The following is a 20,982-nucleotide window of genomic DNA, read 5'->3' as shown; positions in this document are numbered from 1 at the left end:
CAGGAATTCATCTTCGCTGGCGCCGACCAATTTTGCGTGGGAGGCTTTGAAGCAAAGGGGGCGAGCGGGTACCGGTACAGACACCTTCAAAATCGTAGCACGAAGTCACTAATCAAGAAGCCAGGTTAAAGAGGATTGTGCAATGACAAATAATGTCGACTATCAAAAACAGCTTCGCGATCTGTTTTCAGAATATATGGAGCAGGTCCTGAAGGCAAAATGGAAGGGATCTCCGAACCCGGACTTTGATCCGAATAATCCCAGGGCTTGGGTTGAGAAAAATATTCCGGGCGACTGGGAGGGTTTTGAATTCAAAGTGGATCCTATTGGTTATGGCTGTGGACTTGAAGAGCCCGAGAACAACCATTTTGTTGTGGAACTGCCTGGCGCGCCGAATCCTCCTTCGGACTTGTCGCCCGACGAGGTTTTGGTTAGCAGTGGTTCATCGCCTTCTCCAAAGGGGGTCGAGGCTGCTTGCTGTTCATCGAGTCTTGCTTGCTGTTGTTGCTGTTAGTGAATCGATCGTAAAAAACATAACGAGTTTGTGAAGCCCTGGGTGATGTCCATTCTGTATTACATATGTCCAAATTTAAATATTGTCGGTTTGGAAGGGTATACATATATATACAGTTCGGACCACTCCATTTGCTCTACCGACGCCATTTGGTGTCGAGTGGCCCGGTTTTTCAACGATCGACTATCCTCGCATTCTTCTTCATTCAGTAAAGATGAGTTCCTTGATCAGGTCTGCGGGCAGGAATTCACATTGCTGGCTTCGGCCAATTATGCTTGGGAAGCTTTGAAGCAGAGGGATTTTATTCGGGATCAAGAGTACCCGCTGTTTCTCGCTCCTCAGGTTTCAGGGCCATCCGGCTGGCAGGTGGACGAATGGGAAAGGGCCAAGGCGGAAGCCGGGTTGCTCAACAGCCCGATTGAAGTGGTGCTGGTGAAGGACTACCTGGATGAAGCCATGTGCCAGTTGAATCGTGACCGGTATGCGGAGGGCGCCTCATGGGTTCCGGTCTGTCTCTATGGTGAGAACATACTAATCGGCCCCGTGTTTTCGCCGGAAGACGGGTGTTATGAATGCCTGCGTCAGAGGCTGATCGACTGCCAGTTCCCAGCCCGGCACTATTATGCCACCCGGGAATTATACCGCCGATCCAGGGAGTTGATCGGCAGGGACCATCCCTTCACCGGCTTCTTTCAACGGAGTTTGTCCTCAGCGTATTCAGGTGACATGGCCGATGCGGTCGCCGGACTTGTTAAACGCTACCTGGAAGATTATCGATCGGGGAAAAAGCAATTCGGCAACTCCATCCTAAAAGTGAATGCCAAAACACAGGCAATGGAACGACACCCAAACCTGCCTTTCCCTCAGTGTGACGTGTGTGGCGATCCTACCCTGTGGTGGCCGGAGAGACCGGATCTGACTGAGTCCTCATCCGATGACGACTCTTCCCGTTGGCGAAGTTGGTCGGGAGAGGAAGCGGCGGCTGTATTGAAAGAATTCTGTGACCCCATTTCCGGCGCCGTCGTGTCATCCTCCGGGGACACCTCAAACAGCGATGGTTTCTTTGCCGCCAACGTCAGGCATCCGTTCTTTTTGAGTATCTGGGACAGGGAGCGTCCATTGCGGCTCAGTGATCAGAGGATTTATTACTATGGTTCAGGTCAGGCCGGCCGGCTGGATCAAGCGATAGCCTGGGCGGTTTGCGAAGCTTCTGAACGAATGTCGGCGGCTATGCCATTTGTTCCGCCGGCGAAAGAGGGAGTGCTGGTCAAGGGATCGTATCGGGAGATGAGACAGCGCTTTGGTGAATGGGTTATCCACCCCAACGCCATAGACCTGTTCAGCGAATCTCAAATTCAATCCTGTGTCGAAGAAGACAGCGAATATGATCGGCCCAGTCGTTTCGATGACGATCTGCCGGTTTTTTGGAATCGGGCATACCAGCTTGATCCGGACGAGCCCTCCCTGCTGACTTCTCAGGAAGCCTATGTGCCGTTGCAAAAGGTTCGTGCGGGAATAGGCTTTCCAGGGGCGGTTGATGTTGCGGCGGATACCCGACTGCTCTGGACGTCAAACGGCTTAGCGGCGGGCGCCACCCGCGCGGAAGCCTGTTTTTACGGACTGCTTGAACTGGTTGAGCGGGATTGCGTTGGTATCTGGTGGTTCAATCGAACTCAACGCCCATCCGTCAGCGTAGCCTGCGAAGACTCCAAATTTTATGTGGATACCAAGGCTTCTTTAAATGCCCGTGGTTATAGTCTGTGGGCACTCGATTTGCGTAATGACCTGAACATTCCGGTCTATGCCTGTGTGATTGCAAGACAGGATGATGGCCGTTCCATTGCCTTCGGATTCTCCGCGCATATCGATCCACGCATCGCACTTGAGGATGCATTGAAAGAAGCCTTGCAGACTCTATCTGCATTGGAAGATTTCTTGACAGGTAAAAACACATCCGTGCCGAAGCGCATGTCGAAATGGGTTACGGAAGCGACTTTGGAACAGGAGCGTTACCTACTGCCTGCGCAGTGCCCGGAGAATCGATTGCCTGAGCCAGCCGATGGGGTTACAGGTTGTGAACAGGGGATCCGTCACATCGTCAGGCAGTTTCAGTCCGTAGGCATTCATGCCTGCTGCGTTGATGTTTCCAGACCAGACCTGCCTGTTAAAGTGGTGCACACCTTTGCGCCGGGTTTGCGCTCCATGTGGAAGCGATTGGGCCCCGGCCGGCTTTACACGGTACCAAGAAAACTCGGTTGGCTTGGCCATGAATTGACCGAGAAGGATATGAATCCCTACTCGGTCTGGTTTTGAAGGGGGACCTCATGGAAGAACAGATTCAGTTTCGATCCTCCGTTCAGGTTGCCGTCAACGACGATCCACCTGCCGTTCAAGTGGATGGCGAGGGTTTCTATGCCTCGCGGTTCACGGGCAAGACGGCCGTCATATTGGCCGGGCTCATTTGCGAAGGATGTTTCTCCCGCAATGAAATCATCAGGGTCGCGGAAGAACGTCATGGCGTGATTCCATTCAGCACAATGATGTTTCTTGCAGACCTGGATAAAATAAATGCGCTTCAGGTCTGCATGAGCTTTGAAGATCCGGAACTGACGTTTGTCGTGGATGAAACCAAATGCTCGGATCAACTGAATGGCAAACCGGAAGACGATTCAACTCTTTATGTCGCCTCTCGCTTTCACTTGACCCGCTTTGATGGGCACGAATGGATCGTTGAATCCGCTCACGGCGATGGCCGCATCCGCAGTCGTACCCCTCAGCCATTAAACCTTTTGGGACTATTTTCAGAACCGAGATCCCTCCAGTCTGTTGTGGATACCCATAGCGGTTCCGTGCGGGAATGGAGCCGGTCTCTATGCCAGGCATTAGTGAGCGTCCGGATATTGGTTCAGCCGGAGAGTGAAGAGCAGGCGGCGCTCAGGCTATGGGATTTCCATGATTTGTTATTTCAAAGCCGGTCCCGTATCGGGCGCACCATCAACCCCGGGCTTAGACTGTTCCGCTTCAAAGAGGATCCGGGCATCCCACCTTTACCGAAAGAGCGCCCGTTCGAAGGAACACGCATGCCCCTTTGCCGGGACGACACCTGTTCGCATGAAGCCTCCCGCCCTCTCAGGCAGGTCATGCAAAGCCGTCGATCTGCCACCCAGTTTCCAGAGTCGGGATTGACGGTTGAGCAGTTGGGTCGATTTCTGGATCGATGCAACGGGAATGTGCCCGTCCCGGAGAGTGCGAAAGCAGTGCAGGCCAGCAATCGTTTTCTGGGGAATGGCAAATATGATTTCGTCAAAAAAATCTATCCCTCTGCCGGCGGAATTTATGAGCTGGAACTGTTCCTGGTTGTCCAGCAATGTGAGGGCATCGATAGCGGACTCTATTATCATGATGCCAACAGCCATGAGCTGGTGCTCATCCGGTCGATGGATGCCAGCTTACGTCACCTTACTGAATTGCAGGCCGTTCAAGGATCCATGCCCGGTGTCCTGATCATGCTGGCTTCCCGTTTTGGCCGCCTGTCTTACAAATATGAATCCTTTGCTTATTCTCTGACACTGCGCAATGCCGGTGTGCTCACAGCATATCTCTATTTGATTGCGGAGGATATGGGGTTGTCGGGATGTGCTTATGGCACGGGCAACGCGGAATGGTTTACGCGGCTGACAAACACCAACTGGTATGAATACGCCTATGTCTCAGATTTTGGTCTTGGGGCTGGAAACAAGGAACGTGAATGATGGAATTTGGACTTTCATTTTTGCCGGATTGCAGTCCTGACAACAAAAGTGGCGCTCAATATTTTCAGGAAAGCATCGACTTATCGGTTGAGGCGGAGAAGTTGGGTTATGCCTACAGCAAAATCACCGAACATTATCTGCATCCCTATGGCGGCTACTGCCCGGACCCTCTGATGTTTCTATCCGCGGTAGCGGCCAGGACCAGCCGACTGCGTTTGATGACAGGCGGTATCATCGCACCATACAGTCACCCCATTCAAATCGCGTCCAAAATCGCCATGGCAGATGCCATCAGCAACGGTCGAATTGAAGCCGGGTTCGTTCGGGGATACCTGCCTTTCGAATATGATTCATTGGGCATCCCTATGGACGAGAGCAAAGCCCGTCACGCCGCAACCGTCAAAGCCGTCGACCTGTTACTGCATAACAAAAAGGTCAGCATTCAGAATGATTATTTTGCGTTTGCCGATGCCACGATTCTCCCGAGGCCGACGCAACCGAGGATTCCCATCTGGCACGCCAGCATTTCCCGTAGCAGTATCGAGTTTGCGGCGGCGAATGGTTATGACGTGGCGCTGGTCCTGGCATTCAAACACCCGGCTTCGATTCGTGGTGCGATAGATCAGTACCGTCGGGAAAATCCCGCAGGACGTGTTTGTGTGTTTGCGCCCCTGGTGCTGGATACCGATCAGAATCGGGCGGAATCGATCGGCAATGAGCATTTAAAACGATACCACTCCGTCTGGGCCGATGCGGCCGCTTCATGGATTGGCCGGACTTCCAGGGATTTCGATCCCATGTACGGCAGTCTGACAAATGCCATCCAGACTGTGCCCGTCGAGGCCATGCGGGAATTGCGGACCACCTATTTCGGCACGCCGGATGATGTGCGGCGCCGTCTCGATGAAATGATTGAAATCATCGAACCTTCACGCATTTTGTGGAATGTGGATATCGGCTCCATGCCGATGGACCTTTCTCTTCAAACTATACGTTTGTTTGCGGATTCGATCATGAGCCACTATCAGTGAGCGGCCGCCTCAAAGGGATTAAATATGAAGCACGATCGAAGTTTGGGAGACCCTGTCACTGGCAGAGGATACCGGTCAAAAATAACCTGGCAGCTTGGAGAGTGGCCGCGTCAAAACAAGCTTTGGGTGATTGACGGGGAAGGGAACAAGGTTCAAGTGGCGTTGACGCGTGAGCTGATGTCCGCGCATCCCAAACTCGCTTCTTATATTGAAAGTGTCATTATCAGAAGACGCATCCATGATTATTTTTAAGATTCATTCCCGTTGCAATCTGGATTGTAGCTATTGCTACATGTATCGGCATCATGACGACTCCTACCTGAGAAAGCCGAAACAGGTTCCCTGGCCGGTCGTGGAGCAGGTGGCAGAAATGATCGACAGCCATTGCCGCAGTCATGACTTACATCAGTTCACCATCAGTCTCCACGGCGGCGAACCTCTATTGGTGGGAAAAGAGTATTTGGACCGGATGCTCTGTTTTTTTCGGGCGCAAATATCCGATGTGCAATTGAAATTCTCCCTGCAAACCAATGCGGTTCTGGTGGATGAAGAGTGGATTGAAATCTTCAACAAGCACGATGTGGCTGTTTGCGCGAGCATCGATGGCCCCGAACAGGCCAACGTTTTGCGCCTGACCCATGATGGCCAAAGTTCCTGGCAACAGACGGTGAACGGCATAAGGCAACTTCAGGAGGGCTGTGAACAGTTTGCCGGCGTGTTGACGGTGGTCAACCCGGCGGCAGATGGCCGGCGCGTCGTTTCTTTTCTTATAAATGAACTGAAAGCTCGATGGTTCGATCTGCTGTTGCCGGACTATTCCCATGACAGCATTCCGGAAAACTTTCAAAAAATTCAGGCCGGCTTGCGGAATTTTATGATCGGAGCCTTTGATGAGTGGTTTCTGTATGCTTTGGAAGATGGTGTGCAATGCCGACTGTTTGATAACCTGTTAGCCCGCCTGATGGGAGAGAGCAGTCATATCGACACCATCGGCCATGATGGCGCCTCCGCAATCAATGTTGAAACCGATGGGACACTGGAACCTCATGACGCTTTGCGGGTTTGTCAGGGATTTGACCGTACGACAGGTATTGTTGCGGGGGCGGGCGCTTTGGATAGGATTGGCCAGTCGGACAGCTACGTTACGGCATTACAAAAAACCCGGGAGATTCCTGATAAATGCAGAACCTGTTTTGAGTTTGATATATGTAAAGGCGGTCACGTAATCCATCGCTGGAGCCGCAGTAAAGGCTTTGCCAACCCATCCGTGCATTGCGATGTTCTATACGGCTTGATCAGACATGTTCAAACTCGTTTGGGCGGTATGTTGCTCAGCCAGGATGCCCAAACCGTATGTCAGGGTCTTACGATCACACCCCACCCTCGGCCTTCATAATATCGCGGACGACCTCCTCCAACTAAACCTGCGTCCACGCCGTTGGTTAAAAAATAATCAATCGTCTGGTCAGAGCAGTGCGGTTTTGACACAAAATAGACACAAGGGAAGGCCCGGTTTGGAAGGAAAGTTGCTGAACCATTGAAATTTGGTGAGCCGTGAAGGAATCGAACCTTCAACCTACTGATTAAGAGTCAGTTGCTCTGCCAGTTGAGCTAACGGCCCACCTTTTTATATATGTATAGATTCCTGCGCCGAATTCGCGTTCGGGTAAATTAGCACGGTTGCGGGCAAATAACAAGATGATGACTGGCGTCGCATCTCTAAATTTTGGCTCCCAAAATGAAAGCGGGATCGGGGGCTTCCCCTGCACTCATCCGGTGTCCGGCCTGCCTTCTCATAGACGGGCTTCCGTACCGCGTGGCACCCGTTTTTCACCCTAATATAAAGTTGAACACTTTGAACTGTGTTGCGCCGATGAGGGTGGACAGCCCGCCCATGAGAAGCGACGCGAACAGGTACATGAACGCCTTGTCGCGCTCGATGCGGGTTTGCACGATATCGGTCAACAGCCCCAGCCCCAAAAGGCCGAAGTAGAGCACCCGCTGGATGTTCCACAGGTTCTCTTCCCCCTTCAGCGGCTCTTCGCGAAAGCCGGGAAACCGGAATTCGTTGTAGATGCAGGCGCCATACAGCGCGATGAGGAACACCACCCAGATTTTCTTGAGCAGGGTCAGGGTCTCGTCGATTTTCTGGATGCTGGGTTCGTCGTCGGCCATGGTTGCGCGGTTCTGAGGGGGCAGTTTCAATAAAACCTTTCGCGGGATTCCGGCATCGTATCGATAAACAGACGAGAACCGTTGCCCGTCCTCCCGGCCCCTTCGGGAGGTCCGAACGGGGCACCGATTTTCTTGCAATAGTATGGTATAATCCGAGCCAATCCAACGACAAGTTTTTCTTGCCCACGGGATAAGACGGATTGGTTGGCCCTGCTCAAAGTTTCAGGTAAACCCTTATTTTGAAAGGATTTGTTATGGCTATTCGACTGGGAGACACCGCGCCGGACTTCTCGGCGGAAACCACGGAAGGAAAGATCAATTTTCACGAATGGCTAGGGGATAGCTGGGGCATCTTTTTTTCGCATCCCAAGGACTACACTCCGGTCTGCACGACGGAACTGGGACGGGTGGCCAATTTGAAGAAGGAATTCGAGAAGCGCAACGTGAAGGTCATAGCCCTCAGCGTCGATCCCCTCGACAGCCACAAGGGCTGGATCAACGATATCAATGAAACGCAGAACTGCACGATGAACTACCCGATCATTGCCGATCCGGAGCGCAAAATCTCGCAGATGTACGACATGATTCACCCCAACGCGCTGGACAACATGACGGTCCGCTCCGTGTTCATCATCGGTCCGGACAAGAAAGTGAAGCTGACGCTCACGTATCCGGCCTCCACGGGCCGCAACTTCGACGAACTCCTGCGCGTCATCGACTCTTTGCAACTGACCGCCAACTACAGCGTGGCCACGCCCGCCGACTGGAAAAACGGCGAGGACTGTGTGGTGGTTCCGGCGATCAAGACGGAAGATATTCCGGCGAAGTTCCCGAAAGGCTTCAAAGAGATCAAGCCGTACCTGCGGATGACGCCGCAACCGAACCTGTAACCGCAACATACAGGCCGGTCTGGATGGAGTGCGGTCTCCATCCAGGCCGGAATCCCTCTCACCCTTTACCGAAAGCGCTATGAAAAATTCTCCGGCAGGCAACGACTCCAGGACCACCCCCGAAAACGGCAACGCGGAAATCGATTCCCTCATCCGCCTGATGGACGATCGAGACGCCTTTGTGCGCGAGCGTGTTCAGGTGCGGCTGGTGGAACTGGGTGAAGAAGCCCTGCCGTTTCTGGAAAAGGCGCGGAGTGTGGAGAATCTGGCCCTGCGTGCGGAAATCGCCGAGGTGCTGAAACGCATCGAGCCGCGCCTGATCGGGCAGGAGTTCGAAGCACTCGCACAAACTCCCGCCAGCGAGGACCTCGATCTGGAGCAGGGGGTGTGCCTCATCATGCGCTACGGTCACCCGGATGCGGACCCGGTGCAGGTGGAGGAGATGCTGGACAGCCTGGCGGCGAATCTCGCCCCGCGCATCCGTGCGCAGGCGGGCGGGGAGGAGCTGGTGCGGGCGCTCACCGATTTTCTGTTCCACGAAAAAGGATTTCACGGCAACAAGACCGATTACTTCAATCCGAACAACAGCTACTTCGACACCGTGCTCTCGGAGAAGGCGGGCATTCCCATCACGCTCTCCGTGCTGTGCATTCTGGTGGGACAGCGGCTGGATCTGCCGATCTCCGGCGTCGGTCTGCCGGGGCATTTTGTCGCCCGATGCGATACGGGCAAGGCCCCAGTGTTTTTCGATCCGTTCAATGACGGCCGGGTGATCACCCCCGCGGGATGTGAAGAGATGGTGAAAGGCTTCGGCATCCAATTCGAGGAAAGTTTTCTTTTGCCTGTCACCAACCGCGAGATCCTGATCCGCATGCTCCACAACCTGATCATGATCTACAACCGCACCAACGACACCGACAAGGCGGAACAGCTCACCGAGTACAGCCGCATCCTCATGCAGAGGAAATGACCGCCATCGTAAGTTCTGACAAGTGAGTTTCCAGGCGGAAAGCCGGTTTGCACTATAAAATGAGAGGCGGAATTTTTGCTCCTTCCCGCATAGGGTCCCCCCCTTTTCAGTAAAGAGGTCCCGACTTTCTGGTAAAAATCCCCACCCAGGACAGAAATCTTTCGGTTTTCTGAATTCAAGCGGAAGAGACGAAATTAGCAAAAGTTGCGATTTTTCAATGGAATTTAGCCGGAGAAGGCTTGAGGTCGGGCCAACTCCAAGAGGTGGGCAGTTAACTTATTGTATTTACAGAATTTAAATTTATGTTACAATTGCATCACAGTTATTTCCATCCAAAGAGGGGGCCGGGCGCGAGGGCAGTTCTGGTTTCAGAAGGGCGATACATGATGAGGGTTGTCGGAAATCCACTAAGGAATGAGCAGGATTTTTATCACGGCGCCGGTGCGTTTTTGATTTCCTTTAGGGAACGCATCGCCAAATGGGGGAGGGCTGTGTGATGATTCCGCGTTCGATTTCCTGGAAAGCGGAGGTCGCTTTGATTTTGGTTTTGTTGTGGTCGTTTCCGCACTTCGCGTTTTCCGGCATCCGCAGTCACGACAAACCCGTGCATCTGTCGCCCGCGTCGCTTAGCACATCGAAAGAATTGTCCAACATTCTGGTGAGTGGTTTTGCATTTTCCCAGCCCGCGCGCATGTTGAAGGAAACCATTCATCGCGTGCTGGAGGTGGTGACCGAGGAAGAACTGAAGAAGGATGCGGAGCAACGCCGCATGGTGTTGCGCCGGGTCATTCACGATCGGCTGAATTTCAACCGGTTTGCGCAGTCCACCCTGCAAGGGCACTGGCAGGCGCGCACGTTTGCAGAGAAGCAGCGCTTTGTGGCCCTGCTGCAGAAACTGCTGGAACAGTCTTTTCTGCAATTCATTGAAAATTATCAGGAAGGCACCCTGCACTACCTGCAGGAAAGCGTGAAAGGCGAATTTGCGCTGGTCAAAACCCGCGTCGTCACCCCCGCCGACACGGTTTCCATCGACTACCGCATGGTGCTTGAAAACGGGGAGTGGCAGGTGTTCGATTTTCATATCGACGGCGTCAGCATCGCCCGCAACTACCGCGCGCAGTTTCAGAAAATCCTGAAACGCGAACCCTTCCAGAACCTGCTGGACCGCCTCGAAGACCAGACGGCATAGCCGCCTTCCCCGGTCTTTCCAGAAAGTCTTCTCTATCTTTCAAGAAAAAGAAACTGCGCCGTTCGAAACCGGATTCCCTTCACTTTTCAGAAACGGTAACGCACACCGAACAGGACTTGCTGCGTTTCATAAGAAGTATCCAGGTTGAGTCCGCCCAGAGTCAGGTTGGGATCCTGCAGGTATTGCAGGCGGAACTCGCCGGTGAGCGTCCAATCCGGGTTGAGATCGGTTTGGAAACCAACCATCGCCTGCCAGGCGCCGACCACGTCGGTGTTCGAATCGGGAACGTTGCCGACGAAGTTGGCGGACTTGGTCTGCACCCGCACCACGGCCAGGCCGATGCCCGCGCCGATATAAGGTTCCACCGGCAATTTGTGTTCCCGGATTTTGAGCGGGACATCGAAATATGCGTTGACCATGGTGGTGAAGGCGGAGAAACTGCCGGCTGAGGAGACACTGGTTTGGGGGTTCAGGCCCTCGAAGGAATTGCGGTTGTATCCCAGCTCGAGTTCCACACGGTACGGTCTGTCAAACTCATATCCCGCCGCGCCGAGAAAGCTGATCCCCGTATTGAACTCAAGCGTGGCCGCTCCCAGCGTGTTATCGAACTTGCCGGTTCCGCCGACCTTGCCCGAAACGTAGGGACTGCCCGCCCACGCGGTGGTTGCTCCCAATACCAGAATCCATCCTGCCATCCATACTGCAAATCGCTTCATGATTCTCCCCAAACGAACAAAAAGATTAAGATCATAGCCGAAGGCACACGATTGTCAATAGTCGTTCAGAGAAGTCGCGAAGCGTTGCTGGACCTTACTCAAAATCGAATCGCACGCCGAAAATCAGGTCGTGGCTGTCCAGGTCCGTTTGCGCGCGCACGCCGCCGAACTGGAAATCCGGATCGGTGGTGGCGAAGTAACGGTACGAAGAAAAGAAGGACAGCCGGTGATTGTGGCGGTACTGCAGGCCCGCGATGAACTGGTAAGCGAACACCGCATCGGTATCGGTGTCGGAAAAACCGAAGTTGTCTTCGAGAGAGGACGTGGCCAGGCCAAGCCCCATACCGAGGCCCACGAAAGGCTGAATCTGATGCCGGACGGGGATGTCGTAATAGCCGTTGACCATCAGCGTGGCCGCGCCCACGTCCCAGTCCCGGAATGCGGGAAGGGGCTCGTCCACACCGTTGTTGCGGAAGGCAACCTCGCCCTCAATGCGGAAGTTGTCCGGCAGGTACATACCCAGCGCCGCGCCGCCCACGCCGCCGATGCTCACATCCTGCTCGCCGCGGGGGTTGCCCGCCACGCGGGATCCGCTGAACGAGGAGTCCGCATCGGTGCGGAACGAAGGACCGATCATCAGGCTGAAGTATTTTTTGCTTGCCGCGTCCGCCGGCCCGGGGGCGGCGAAAGCGAGAACTGTCAGGGCCGCAATCAAAAAACGTCGCATGGAATTATCTTCTCCTTTTCAAAAGTGATGGGTTCATGCACACAATCGGCGGCAAGAGAACCGCGTGACTGTATTCTGCCGCTGGTTCACAACTGGCGCACCAGTTTTTCCATATGTTCGATCTGCTGTTTGGAGACGAAGTCCCGGCCGAACCGGTACCGTTCGTACAATCCGGTGATCTCGCGCACGCAATTCCGCTTGTCCGGGGCGAGGCCGGTCAGGCGTTCGAGAAACTCCAGATGCGTGGAAGATGCAGGTTTGTGGATGCCCCGCTTTTCCAGTTTGCGGAGCATCTTGCGATAGAGTTGAGCCGCGTAAGGCGGCTTGGGCATCCAGGACCATCCCCGCCAGAACGGCGAGCGCAGGAGTCCGATTAGAAGCACTGCCAGGACCAGCAGGCCCAACCAGATTTCCGACCGGTTCTTGAAAAATTGAAGGACCTCGTCCATCGACACCGAACGGAGTTTTTTGAACTGGTCGGTAAGACGGTGCGCACCGCGGTTGAAAAACTCGACCACCCGCACCTGGTCGCGCGCGGAGTATTTGACGACGTACCTCTGCCAGTACAGGCGCATCATGTCGTAAGTTCGGGACAGCGCGTTGAGGCGGTTGAGCCCCGCGGCCGGGTCTGGCGGGGTGGGGTCGTACGTCTTCCATCCTTTACCGGGGATGTAGGCCTCCACCCAGGAATGCGCGTGCGCCTGACGGACGATCATGTAGTTTCCCATCTCGTTCCATTCCGTTCCCATGAAGCCGTTCACCATCCGTGCGGGCACCCCGTTGAGGCGGAGCAGGAGCACCATGGCCGACGCAAAGTACTCGCAATGACCTTCCTTGCGCACGAACAGAAACTCATCAATGGCGGAAAGCCGGGTTTCCCGCTTCATGTTCATCGAATAGTTGAAGTGCTGGAGGTGGTTCAGGATTTTTGATGCCTTGAGTTCCTCGGGGTCCGAGTCGTTCACCAGTGTGGGCGCAAACTGGTGCAGTTGATCGCTAAGCTGGGGCAGTTGCAGATGGGGAGTCGGGCCGTTTCGCAAAAAACTCAGGTCCGGTTGCACGGGCAGGCGAAACGCATGGTAGTCCGCCCCCAGGTCCGAGATCATGGAAAACCGGCGCGGCCCCATGTGATTGTCGGTGGTTTTGAACACCTGGCCGTTGTCCATCTGGATGCGTTCGAAGGTGCCGTCTATTTTCATCACCACGCCGTGGGTGAAGATGACCGGCGAGTCGAACGATTCCATGTAGATTTCCTGCTCCACCACATCCTTGGGATTGGGCACGTGAAAGAGAACGGTATTGGTGCCGGGCCGGTGGCGGGAACGCCACACCATGGGCATGGTCGATCTCCACATCTGCCCGTCATAGTGGTCCAGCGCCACGCCGCGCCAGAGCACTTTCGATTTCGGCCGGTAGGGTTGTCCGTGGCGGGTGAATTCCACCCGCATGACGACGCTCTGGTTTTGTTTGATCTCGCCCACGTCTCCCAGCCGCACCTGATCGGAAAACCCCGTGACCGGCGAACTGCTGCTGGCCAGTTCCAGAAACCCCAGGCCGAAGCGCGGAAACGTGAGAAAGATGGTGGCGGTGATCCCCAGGCTGACCAGGATCATGAACGAAGACAGGCCGAACAGCGAGCCGCGCGCGGAGTCCGCCTCCCCTGCAAAGCGGAAATCCTGTGGGGTGGCGCGGCTTCCCACCTTTTCCACGATCATGTGGTAGAACATCAGCGCCCAGCACAAAATCAGGTAAAACGCGAGGAACATGAAGGCGAACACCAGGTCCTGCGTGAAGATGGCGCCGATCAACAGGCAGACGATGGACACCAGGTATCCGTAAAGGTAGTCGTTCAATTCCGTTTTGTACAAAAACCGGGTGAGCAGGACGAACAGCAGGAATCCCGTCACCAGGTTCAACATCTCCGGCTGAAATACAAAGTAAACCGCAGGCAGGGCGACGACTCCGATCTTCCACAGGGAAAACAGTCGGTGAGGCATCACCGGAATTTTCTTGTTCCATTCCAGTATCCAGAACGCCCCCAGCGTGGTGAGCACCAGAATCCCGAAGGAAAGTTCGATCACCTCTCCCATAAGCAGGCAGGTCACCGCGAGCAACGCCAGCAGGTAATTGAAGGTGATGAAGTACGTTCTCACGCGCATGGGAAGACCCTTGCAAATTGACAATTTCTAATTCGTTTGGCTACAATGGCGGACGTTCCAGCCAGAGCGCAGACCGGTGCCGGTGGTATCCCGCCTGCCGGACGATGCGGTTTTTTCCCCTATAGTTTAATTGAAAATCTGGGAGACAAAATGCATAACTTGATAAGAAGTGTCTTTATAACCGTTTTCATTGCGTGGGGAATGTCCACCACCGCCTGGGCGGGTGACATTGCGGTCATTCAAACCAAATTCGGCGACATGAAGATCGAATTTTTTGAAGACAAGGCCCCGGGGCATGTGAAGAACTTCAAGGACCTCGCCAAAAAAGGGTTTTATGATGGAACCTTGTTCCACCGCGTGATCCCCGGTTTCATGATTCAGGGCGGCGACCCCAACACCAAAAGCCAGCCCCGCGAGATGCACGGCATGGGCGGCCCCGGCTACACCATCAATGCGGAGTTCAACGACATCCCGCACGACCGCGGCATTGTGTCCATGGCGCGCTCGCAGGACCCGAACAGCGCCGGCTCCCAGTTTTTCATCGTCGTCAAGGATGCGCATTTTCTGGACGGAAACTACACGGTGTTCGGCCGGGTGGTCGAAGGCATGGAGGTTGCGGACAAGATTGTCAGCCAGCGCCGCGATCACAACGACAACCCGTTCGATTCTATTTCGATGAAAGTCATCATCAAGGACAAATAACCCAAACCGAAACGGAAGACACGTCTTTCATATAAAAAGGAAACCATCATGGCAAATGCAACAGCGGTGATCGAAACCGTTCACGGGACCATCGAACTGGAATTTTTCGAGGACAAGGCCCCGGGGCACGTGCAGAATTTCAAGGACCTTGCCCAGAAGGGGTTTTATGACGGCACCACCTTTCACCGGGTGATCCCCGGCTTCATGATCCAGGGAGGCGATCCCAACAGCCGCAATGAGGACCGCTCGCGGCACGGCACCGGCGGGCCGGGTTACACCATCGACGCCGAGTTCAACGACGTCAGCCACAAACGCGGAATCCTGTCCATGGCGCGCTCGCAGAATCCGAACAGCGCCGGCTCGCAGTTTTTCATCGTGGTCAATGACTCCACGTTTCTCGACAGGCAGTACACCGCCTTCGGCCGCGTGACCTCGGGCATGGAGGTGGCGGACAAAATCGTGAACGAACCGCGCGATCACAACGACAATCCCCATTCGCGCATGGAGATCAAATCCATCACTATCAAGGAAGGCTGAAGATTTCCATGGAGGATGAACTGTTCATCAATCTGTACCAGTACATCGGCGAGGACATGCTGGTCGGGCGCACCTCTCCGGACGGGTCCCCGTCCGCCGAGTCTCTCCGGAAGTACATTCTCGACAACTGGGACAAGTACGCGAAGATTTCCATTTCCTTTGAGTTGATTGTCAAAATCACGCGCACGTTTTACGATGAAGCGTTTGCCAAGCTTCTGGAGGACAAGACGCTCGATGAGTTCAACGCAAAGATTTATTTTCCGGATGCCAAGGAATCGTTCGTCAAGGAGATGAACCAGGCATTCAAACTGCGTCTGAAGATCATTGCTGCGAAGAAGGAAAGAGAAGCAGAAGCCGGAGACGGGCTGGGGTTGTGACGGAGAGGCGGGTTCGCAAGGAACCCGTCGAGCCTTCCCCCTCCCGCGGGGAAGCGGGGAAAAGGAAGTGGAGGCTCACTTCAGTTTCGTTTGTTCTATCAGGTCGATCATCGCGTAGGCAAACTCTTCCGCCACCTCTCCATCGGCGGCGGTGACGATGCGGTCGTGTATCGTGAGCTTCTCGTCCGCGACCGTTGCGCCCACGCGTTCCAGTTCCGGCAGGGAGTATTTGTCCTGCGCGGCGGCCAGCTCCAGGTTGTTGATCAACTGTGCTTCCGCCAGACAGGGAACGGCGTTGCCCAGCGCGCCCACCACCATATTGCTTTTGTAGCGGTCGATCAGCAGGATCCGCAGCAGGTTGTCCTTCCACAGGTATTTGCGCGCACCCTTGCCGCCCACCACCACGACGCCGTGGAACACACCCTTGATTTGCCGCGTACCCTTGCCGTCGGTGACGTAGCTGTCGCCGGTGATGCCCTCGATGGAATCCACGATCAGCACATCGGGCATGGCGCGCCCGCCGTTGTCGCCCACGGCTTCCTTGAACTTGCTCGAAGCCACGCGCACGTCCGCGCCTTCCTTCAGGAAAATCTCGCGCGGAATCTCCAACTGCTTCTCGTCGTAGTAATCCTTGGGGATGATCATCAGGATGTTTTTCTTCAAGCCTTCCAGACGTCCCATGATCTTTCTCGCTCCTTCCTCCCGGTCGGATACACCGCCCGGCGGTGGTGGTCAATGAGGATGGTCAGTTTATCACAATGCGGTACAGGTAATAATGGCGGTGCCGGGCCACCGGTTCCGTCCAGTTTTGAAGAAAGCGGTGGAGCAGGGCCTGATGTTCGCGGGAAAAGGCAGAGCCGGTTCCCCAAACATAATTTGAGTCGAACATCATATGGGTTGCGCCCAGCGATTGCAACCGCTGAAAAACCTCTTTTTCGTCGCGTGCGGACTCGAGCACGGTTTGCAGGGTGTGCGCTTCGAACACGCTGTCGCTGATGAACTCGCGATGAGCCAGGTACCCCAGGTTGCGCATGTAAACGAACAACACACGGCCGTTTGGAGGCACCAGCGTGTTCATCGCGCGGTAAATGGGGTACGCGCTCACGTTTCGCGCCAGGTAGGCCTCCCGCGTTTCTTTTCCGGTCAGGTACGCCAGCGGATCTTTCTTTTTCCATATCTCCGCCGTGAGCAGGGTGTTGAATGCGAGGCCCAGCGCGATCAATCCCATCCACGCGCGGTGGAGCCATGTGCCGAAATCTTGCCGTGGCGTTCGCGCCTGCCATCCTTCGAGTCCCGATACCAGCAGGAGTGACAGGAAAACCAGCGCCGGAGTGAGAAACCGGATGTACTGGAAATACACGAACCAGAAAACAATGAGGACTGCGAACACGATCGTCAGCGGACCCAGCCGCGGGCGGCGGCACAGCCACAGACCGATCAGCGACGGCATCATCAACAGGTAAACGATTCCCAGTTGCCCGTCGAAGCGAAGCGAGTGCGGCTCGCTGCGGAACGTCAGGTTGTAGGGCAACATGAGAAAGTCCGTGATGCTGCGGCCTATGCCGAACATGCGGACGTACTGGTCCATCATCAGCGCGCGGGTGGGGTCCCAGTTGATCTTGTCTTGTCCGCCCAGCACCTGCATGAACAGCGGCACAAAGGGGTTTTCCGCATACGCGTAATTGCGCGCCCACCAGGGCGCCATGCAGAGAAAGGCCACCCCGGCGAAGACGAACAGCTCGCCCAGCACCCGCCCGGCGGAAGTGCTTTTCCGCCGCACCCAGACGATCCCCAGCACCGCCAGCGGCAGTACGATGAATCCCGTCAGCTTGGTGGCGAAGGCGGACCCCGCAAACAGGCAGAGGAGCCCGAACCAGAACCCGTGCCCCGTTTCGCGCCAGCGCTCCCAGGCGTAAAACGCGAAAAAAATGAAGCCCGCCAGCGGCAGGTCCACATAAGCGGAGCCGGCGATCTCAGTGAACGTCGGCACCGAAAAAAAGACTGCGGGCACCAGCCAGCCGTAGCGGGATCCCAGGTAGCGGCGGTAGTAAGCCACCAGTCCCAGCGCCAGTGCCGCCGCCTGCGCCACGCCCAACAAAGCGGGCAGGCCCTCGACTCCAAACGTCAGGCCGAACAGGTACACCATCTCAAACAGCAGAGGGAAAAAGGAATACATGTTGTGGGGCAGGTTCATCACCCCGTGGTGTTCGAGATAGGCTTTAGGGATGGCCAGGTGATAGACCAGCGCGTCGGTACGGACCGGAGGCGCCCATGCCAGCGTGACGGCAAGCATCGCCAAAATACTGAGTGCCAGAATGGCAAAGGTTTCCAGCCCGGTCCGGTTTCTCCAGAACAGCAGAATGGACGGGCCACGCAGAGATTGCCGCAGAGTGGTGAGGAAGGGAGGAATCCGGTTCCGTGCGAATAGTAGTAGCAACGCCAGCACGGCCCAGCCCGTAGCCGGGTAGAGTCCACCTAAGAAGGTGAGCGCCGTCATCAAACCGGCCGTGGCGGTCATGCCCAAAGTAATGGAGACGGCCACCCTTTCTTCCGGCGAAGTCCAGTGGACCCCAAAGATCGAAGCAATCCGGGCGCCGAGCAGACCCCAGGTGAGGACAATCAGGATGGTCAGGAGAAGGGCCATGAAACCACGGGAGCAGAACGCAGTCTCCTTGAGTTTACCAGGAATGCCTCTGCTCTTCTAATTGGAAATGGTTGATTTAGAGTTGGTTTGTTGGCTTTGTTGAAGCCGGGCCGGGTTCCCGGTAGGAGCCCCGGGGGCGTCCTGAAAGGGTAATTTTTTATTGACACTGAACCAAGATGGAATATAATTTGGTCCTCATTTTTGCCAATGGTTAGAATATCCGCTGGGCCACCCCACATTGGTACTATAACAGATTTTTCTTGGTAACTCGTTTGCCGTCTTTGATGCATTTGGATGCCTGTTAAATCCCCTTCAGAAAGGATGATTTCAATGAAAAAATCACTGATTGCATTGGTCGTAGCCGTACTGGCCATGTTTATGGCTAACTCGGCGTTCGCAGGTGGCGACTGCCCGCAGAAACGCAAAACCAAAAAAGCGCCGGGCGCGGTTTATTCTCAGGACAAGACCGGTAGTGCTGATGCCAGCAAGGGCAAAGAGCTTTACACCAAGAAAGCCAAGCCGATGGCTTGCCAGATGTGCCATGGCGCTAAAGGCGCTGGTGATGGCCAGTTGGGTAAAGCACTGAAACCCTCTCCGCGCAATTTCACCTGTGCCAAGACCATGGCAGACGTGAGCCCCGGTCAGATGTTCCACATCATCAAAAACGGTTCTCCGGGAACCGGTATGGCTCCGTTTGGAAAAACGCTGAGCGACAAGGATATCTGGAACGTGGTCAAGTACATCCGCGAAGAATTGATGAAGTAAGTCGGTTCTTCCGGTTACAGCTTCAAGAGGGCAGGGCGCCACAGGCGCTCTGCCCTTTTTTATTTCTCGAACCGCCTCCTCATCCGGGTGTGGTATGGTGACTTGACTTTTTAGAGGGACCCGACCATGCTCCGCGTTCTTTCCGTATTGACCCTCAGTTTATTCCTTGGGACCGGCATCGCCCAGGCGGAAGAATTGGGAAGCGCCGAGCGTCCGCTCACCATGATGTTCGTGCCTTCCGGCGAGGCGCAGGTGATCCTGAAAGGCGGTGAGGAGATCGCCCGCCGCCTCCAGTCCGTCACCGGGCTTCATTTCAAAGCGTCTATCGCCACCAGCTATGCCGCGGTGGTTGAGGCCATGGGCGCGGGCAAGGTGGATGTCGGCTGGCTGACCCCCTTCGCTTACGTGCTGGCGAAGGAGCGTTACAGCGTGGAGCTTCTGCTCATCGTGCAACGCTTCGGCAGTCCTTTTTACCGAGGGCAGATCGTCACCCGCGCCGACAGCGGCATCCGCAACCTCGACGACCTGAAAGGCAAACGTTTTGCCTTTGTCGATCCCGCCAGCACGTCGGGGCATCTTTACACCAAGGCCCTGCTCAAGGCACGCGGGTTGTCTCCGGAGAAGCATCTGGGCAAGACGGTGTTCGCGGGTTCGCACAACGCCGTGGTCCTTGCCGTGCTGAAAGGCGAGGTGGACGCCGGGGCAACCTACGACGATGCCCGCGCCGAGCTGGTCAAGTCGTTCCCCGACATATTTGAAAAAATCCGCGTCATCGCCCACACCCGGGAAATTCCCAACGACACGGTGTCCGTGCGCGGGGAACTCCCTGTTGAAATCAAACAACGCGTCAAGGAAGGCTTGATCCACCTCACCAAAACTCCCGAAGGCTCGAAGGCGTTGAAGCGGACCTACGGCGTCAGCGGGTTCATGGATTTCGACGGGCTGTACGATCCGGTGCGCGAGGCCGGACGCCTGCTCAACATCGATCCCGCCCGGATGGAAGGAAAGTGAGGCGGTGCCATGCTGATCCTCGACCGGGTATCCAAAACGTATGGCGACGGCACCGAGGCGGTGAAAGAGGTGTCGTTTGAATTGAAGCCCGGCGAGTTTGCCGTGGTGCTGGGCCAGAGCGGCGCCGGGAAATCGACACTCCTGCGTTGCATCAACCGGCTGGTGGAACCGACGACGGGGCGCATCGCGCTGGATGGCGAGGATATCACCGGCGCACCGCCGCAACGACTGCGCGCTCTGCGTTGTCAAATCGGTATGATTTTCCAGAACTACAACCTAGTGGCGAGAAACAGCGTGCTGACCAACGTGCTGGCCGGGCGGCTGGGCTACACGCCGTCTTCGTTTGCCCTCATCAATCACTTTTCCTCAGGGGATGTGGACGAGGCGCACGCGACGCTGAGGCGTCTGGGCATTGCCGACAAGGCCCATAGCCGCGCCGACAGCCTGAGCGGCGGTCAACAGCAACGGGTGGGCATCGCCCGCGCCCTCATGCAACATCCCAAGCTGATCCTCGCCGACGAGCCGGTGGCAAGCCTCGACCCTGTCAGCGCGGAGTCCATCCTGGAAATTCTGAAGGATATCAACCAGAAGGACGGCGTCACCGTGTTGTGCAACCTGCATGTGCCGGAGCTGGCGCGGCGTTTCGGCAGGCGGATTCTCGGCATGAAGACCGGGAAACTGGTTTTTGACGCGTCTTCCGAAGTGCTGGACCCCGCTCAGATCGACGCACTTTATGATCTGCCCGTCTCCCCGTAGAATTTGCTTGTCTCGGACCCGGATCGGTAATACATAATAGGAGCGGGCCAGCCTTTTCGAGTTAAAG

At 55.5% G+C, this 20,982-nt stretch carries 21 protein-coding genes and 1 tRNA gene; 15 read left to right on the top strand and 7 right to left on the bottom strand.

The window, feature by feature from the left end; translation table 11 throughout:
• Positions 1–142 precede the first annotated feature (142 nt).
• Genes J2S31_RS11600 through J2S31_RS11575 form a run of 6 tightly spaced genes read left to right on the top strand, consistent with a single transcriptional unit; the run spans position 143 to position 6,693 of the window.
• Positions 143–514 carry a hypothetical protein gene (locus J2S31_RS11600; RefSeq protein ID WP_237099252.1) on the top strand — a complete coding sequence of 124 codons (372 nt, stop codon included), beginning with the start codon at positions 143–145 and terminating at the stop codon, positions 512–514.
• Positions 515–559: 45 nt separating this feature from the next.
• Positions 560–2,827, top strand: a complete 2,268-nt coding sequence (locus J2S31_RS11595; RefSeq protein WP_237099251.1) for a TOMM precursor leader peptide-binding protein — start codon at positions 560–562, stop codon at positions 2,825–2,827.
• 11 nt (positions 2,828–2,838) lie between these two features.
• On the top strand, positions 2,839–4,266 hold the full coding sequence (locus J2S31_RS11590) for a SagB family peptide dehydrogenase (RefSeq protein WP_237099250.1): 1,428 nt from the start codon (positions 2,839–2,841) through the stop codon (positions 4,264–4,266).
• Positions 4,263–5,297, top strand: coding sequence for an LLM class flavin-dependent oxidoreductase (locus J2S31_RS11585; RefSeq protein ID WP_237099249.1), 1,035 nt, complete (start codon positions 4,263–4,265; stop codon positions 5,295–5,297). The genes J2S31_RS11590 and J2S31_RS11585 overlap by 4 nt, the downstream gene beginning before the upstream one ends.
• Positions 5,298–5,321: 24 nt before the next feature.
• Entirely contained in the window at positions 5,322–5,549 is a 228-nt protein-coding gene (locus J2S31_RS11580) for a hypothetical protein (RefSeq protein ID WP_237099248.1), read from the top strand.
• On the top strand, positions 5,536–6,693 hold the full coding sequence (locus J2S31_RS11575) for a radical SAM protein (RefSeq protein ID WP_237099247.1): 1,158 nt from the start codon (positions 5,536–5,538) through the stop codon (positions 6,691–6,693). The genes J2S31_RS11580 and J2S31_RS11575 overlap by 14 nt, the downstream gene beginning before the upstream one ends.
• Before the next feature lie 149 nt (positions 6,694–6,842).
• On the opposite strand, the gene J2S31_RS11570 is transcribed toward J2S31_RS11575, so the two are convergent.
• Positions 6,843–6,918 (bottom strand) — tRNA-Lys (locus J2S31_RS11570).
• Between the two features lie 209 nt (positions 6,919–7,127).
• Entirely contained in the window at positions 7,128–7,472 is a 345-nt protein-coding gene (locus J2S31_RS11565; RefSeq protein WP_237099246.1) for a hypothetical protein, read from the bottom strand.
• A 254-nt stretch (positions 7,473–7,726) separates the two neighbouring features.
• Here J2S31_RS11565 and J2S31_RS11560 point away from each other — a divergent pair, with 254 nt between their 5' ends.
• The 3 genes from J2S31_RS11560 (at position 7,727) to J2S31_RS11550 (ending at position 10,521) form a co-directional block, all read left to right on the top strand.
• Positions 7,727–8,362, top strand: a complete 636-nt coding sequence (locus J2S31_RS11560; protein ID WP_237099245.1) for a peroxiredoxin — start codon at positions 7,727–7,729, stop codon at positions 8,360–8,362.
• Positions 8,363–8,441: 79 nt separating this feature from the next.
• Positions 8,442–9,332, top strand: coding sequence for a transglutaminase-like domain-containing protein (locus J2S31_RS11555; protein WP_237099244.1), 891 nt, complete (start codon positions 8,442–8,444; stop codon positions 9,330–9,332).
• A 496-nt stretch (positions 9,333–9,828) separates the two neighbouring features.
• Positions 9,829–10,521, top strand: coding sequence for an MlaC/ttg2D family ABC transporter substrate-binding protein (locus J2S31_RS11550; protein ID WP_237099243.1), 693 nt, complete (start codon positions 9,829–9,831; stop codon positions 10,519–10,521).
• A gap of 86 nt (positions 10,522–10,607) precedes the next feature.
• On the opposite strand, the gene J2S31_RS11545 is transcribed toward J2S31_RS11550, so the two are convergent.
• From J2S31_RS11545 to J2S31_RS11535, 3 genes are all read right to left on the bottom strand, one after another.
• On the bottom strand, positions 10,608–11,237 hold the full coding sequence (locus tag J2S31_RS11545) for an outer membrane protein (RefSeq protein ID WP_237099242.1): 630 nt from the start codon (positions 11,235–11,237) through the stop codon (positions 10,608–10,610).
• A 94-nt stretch (positions 11,238–11,331) separates the two neighbouring features.
• Positions 11,332–11,964 (bottom strand): outer membrane protein, encoded by a 633-nt coding sequence (locus tag J2S31_RS11540; RefSeq protein WP_237099241.1) that lies wholly within the window; start codon positions 11,962–11,964, stop codon positions 11,332–11,334.
• 86 nt (positions 11,965–12,050) lie between these two features.
• Complete coding sequence (locus J2S31_RS11535) at positions 12,051–14,123, bottom strand: transglutaminase TgpA family protein (protein ID WP_237099240.1); 2,073 nt, start codon at positions 14,121–14,123, stop codon at positions 12,051–12,053.
• A gap of 201 nt (positions 14,124–14,324) precedes the next feature.
• Here J2S31_RS11535 and J2S31_RS11530 point away from each other — a divergent pair, with 201 nt between their 5' ends.
• From J2S31_RS11530 to J2S31_RS11520, 3 genes are read left to right on the top strand one after another with little or no spacing between them, the layout of a single operon-like run.
• Positions 14,325–14,825 carry a peptidylprolyl isomerase gene (locus J2S31_RS11530; RefSeq protein ID WP_237099239.1) on the top strand — a complete coding sequence of 167 codons (501 nt, stop codon included), beginning with the start codon at positions 14,325–14,327 and terminating at the stop codon, positions 14,823–14,825.
• A gap of 48 nt (positions 14,826–14,873) precedes the next feature.
• Complete coding sequence (locus tag J2S31_RS11525; RefSeq protein ID WP_237099238.1) at positions 14,874–15,362, top strand: peptidylprolyl isomerase; 489 nt, start codon at positions 14,874–14,876, stop codon at positions 15,360–15,362.
• Positions 15,363–15,370: 8 nt separating this feature from the next.
• The gene (locus J2S31_RS11520; protein ID WP_237099237.1) at positions 15,371–15,739 is read left to right on the top strand and encodes an STAS-like domain-containing protein; all 369 of its coding nucleotides are present in this window, start codon (positions 15,371–15,373) and stop codon (positions 15,737–15,739) included.
• Positions 15,740–15,814: 75 nt separating this feature from the next.
• Here J2S31_RS11520 and J2S31_RS11515 read toward each other — a convergent pair whose 3' ends face one another.
• Positions 15,815–16,420, bottom strand: coding sequence for a DJ-1/PfpI family protein (locus J2S31_RS11515; protein ID WP_237099236.1), 606 nt, complete (start codon positions 16,418–16,420; stop codon positions 15,815–15,817).
• A 64-nt stretch (positions 16,421–16,484) separates the two neighbouring features.
• The gene (locus J2S31_RS11510; RefSeq protein WP_237099235.1) at positions 16,485–18,383 is read right to left on the bottom strand and encodes an ArnT family glycosyltransferase; all 1,899 of its coding nucleotides are present in this window, start codon (positions 18,381–18,383) and stop codon (positions 16,485–16,487) included.
• Positions 18,384–18,713: 330 nt separating this feature from the next.
• Here J2S31_RS11510 and J2S31_RS11505 point away from each other — a divergent pair, with 330 nt between their 5' ends.
• From J2S31_RS11505 to phnC, 3 genes are all read left to right on the top strand, one after another.
• Positions 18,714–19,148: a c-type cytochrome gene (locus J2S31_RS11505; RefSeq protein WP_237099234.1), complete on the top strand. Its 435-nt coding sequence runs from the start codon at positions 18,714–18,716 to the stop codon at positions 19,146–19,148.
• Positions 19,149–19,274: 126 nt separating this feature from the next.
• Entirely contained in the window at positions 19,275–20,159 is an 885-nt protein-coding gene (locus J2S31_RS11500; RefSeq protein WP_237099233.1) for a phosphate/phosphite/phosphonate ABC transporter substrate-binding protein, read from the top strand.
• 9 nt (positions 20,160–20,168) lie between these two features.
• On the top strand, positions 20,169–20,915 hold the full coding sequence (gene phnC / locus J2S31_RS11495) for a phosphonate ABC transporter ATP-binding protein (protein WP_237099232.1): 747 nt from the start codon (positions 20,169–20,171) through the stop codon (positions 20,913–20,915).
• The last annotated feature ends 67 nt before the right edge of the window (positions 20,916–20,982 follow it).

It is taken from the genome of Nitrospina gracilis Nb-211 (assembly GCF_021845525.1).
GTDB classification, from domain to species: domain Bacteria; phylum Nitrospinota; class Nitrospinia; order Nitrospinales; family Nitrospinaceae; genus Nitrospina; species Nitrospina gracilis_A.
This window is presented reverse-complemented; position numbering and strand designations above follow the sequence as displayed.

Coding starts and splice junctions, on each gene's coding strand:
- J2S31_RS11535 (WP_237099240.1), bottom strand. CDS start 14,123: ATGCGCGTGAGAACGTACTTCATCACCTTCAATTACCTGCTGGCGTTG.
- J2S31_RS11565 (WP_237099246.1), bottom strand. CDS start 7,472: ATGGCCGACGACGAACCCAGCATCCAGAAAATCGACGAGACCCTGACC.
- J2S31_RS11520 (WP_237099237.1), top strand. CDS start 15,371: ATGGAGGATGAACTGTTCATCAATCTGTACCAGTACATCGGCGAGGAC.
- J2S31_RS11545 (WP_237099242.1), bottom strand. CDS start 11,237: ATGAAGCGATTTGCAGTATGGATGGCAGGATGGATTCTGGTATTGGGA.
- J2S31_RS11505 (WP_237099234.1), top strand. CDS start 18,714: ATGAAAAAATCACTGATTGCATTGGTCGTAGCCGTACTGGCCATGTTT.
- J2S31_RS11600 (WP_237099252.1), top strand. CDS start 143: ATGACAAATAATGTCGACTATCAAAAACAGCTTCGCGATCTGTTTTCA.
- J2S31_RS11530 (WP_237099239.1), top strand. CDS start 14,325: ATGTCCACCACCGCCTGGGCGGGTGACATTGCGGTCATTCAAACCAAA.
- J2S31_RS11555 (WP_237099244.1), top strand. CDS start 8,442: ATGAAAAATTCTCCGGCAGGCAACGACTCCAGGACCACCCCCGAAAAC.
- J2S31_RS11580 (WP_237099248.1), top strand. CDS start 5,322: ATGAAGCACGATCGAAGTTTGGGAGACCCTGTCACTGGCAGAGGATAC.
- J2S31_RS11575 (WP_237099247.1), top strand. CDS start 5,536: ATGATTATTTTTAAGATTCATTCCCGTTGCAATCTGGATTGTAGCTAT.
- J2S31_RS11550 (WP_237099243.1), top strand. CDS start 9,829: ATGATTCCGCGTTCGATTTCCTGGAAAGCGGAGGTCGCTTTGATTTTG.
- J2S31_RS11540 (WP_237099241.1), bottom strand. CDS start 11,964: ATGCGACGTTTTTTGATTGCGGCCCTGACAGTTCTCGCTTTCGCCGCC.
- J2S31_RS11510 (WP_237099235.1), bottom strand. CDS start 18,383: ATGGCCCTTCTCCTGACCATCCTGATTGTCCTCACCTGGGGTCTGCTC.
- J2S31_RS11525 (WP_237099238.1), top strand. CDS start 14,874: ATGGCAAATGCAACAGCGGTGATCGAAACCGTTCACGGGACCATCGAA.
- phnC (WP_237099232.1), top strand. CDS start 20,169: ATGCTGATCCTCGACCGGGTATCCAAAACGTATGGCGACGGCACCGAG.
- J2S31_RS11500 (WP_237099233.1), top strand. CDS start 19,275: ATGCTCCGCGTTCTTTCCGTATTGACCCTCAGTTTATTCCTTGGGACC.
- J2S31_RS11590 (WP_237099250.1), top strand. CDS start 2,839: ATGGAAGAACAGATTCAGTTTCGATCCTCCGTTCAGGTTGCCGTCAAC.
- J2S31_RS11515 (WP_237099236.1), bottom strand. CDS start 16,420: ATGGGACGTCTGGAAGGCTTGAAGAAAAACATCCTGATGATCATCCCC.
- J2S31_RS11585 (WP_237099249.1), top strand. CDS start 4,263: ATGATGGAATTTGGACTTTCATTTTTGCCGGATTGCAGTCCTGACAAC.
- J2S31_RS11560 (WP_237099245.1), top strand. CDS start 7,727: ATGGCTATTCGACTGGGAGACACCGCGCCGGACTTCTCGGCGGAAACC.
- J2S31_RS11595 (WP_237099251.1), top strand. CDS start 560: ATGTCCATTCTGTATTACATATGTCCAAATTTAAATATTGTCGGTTTG.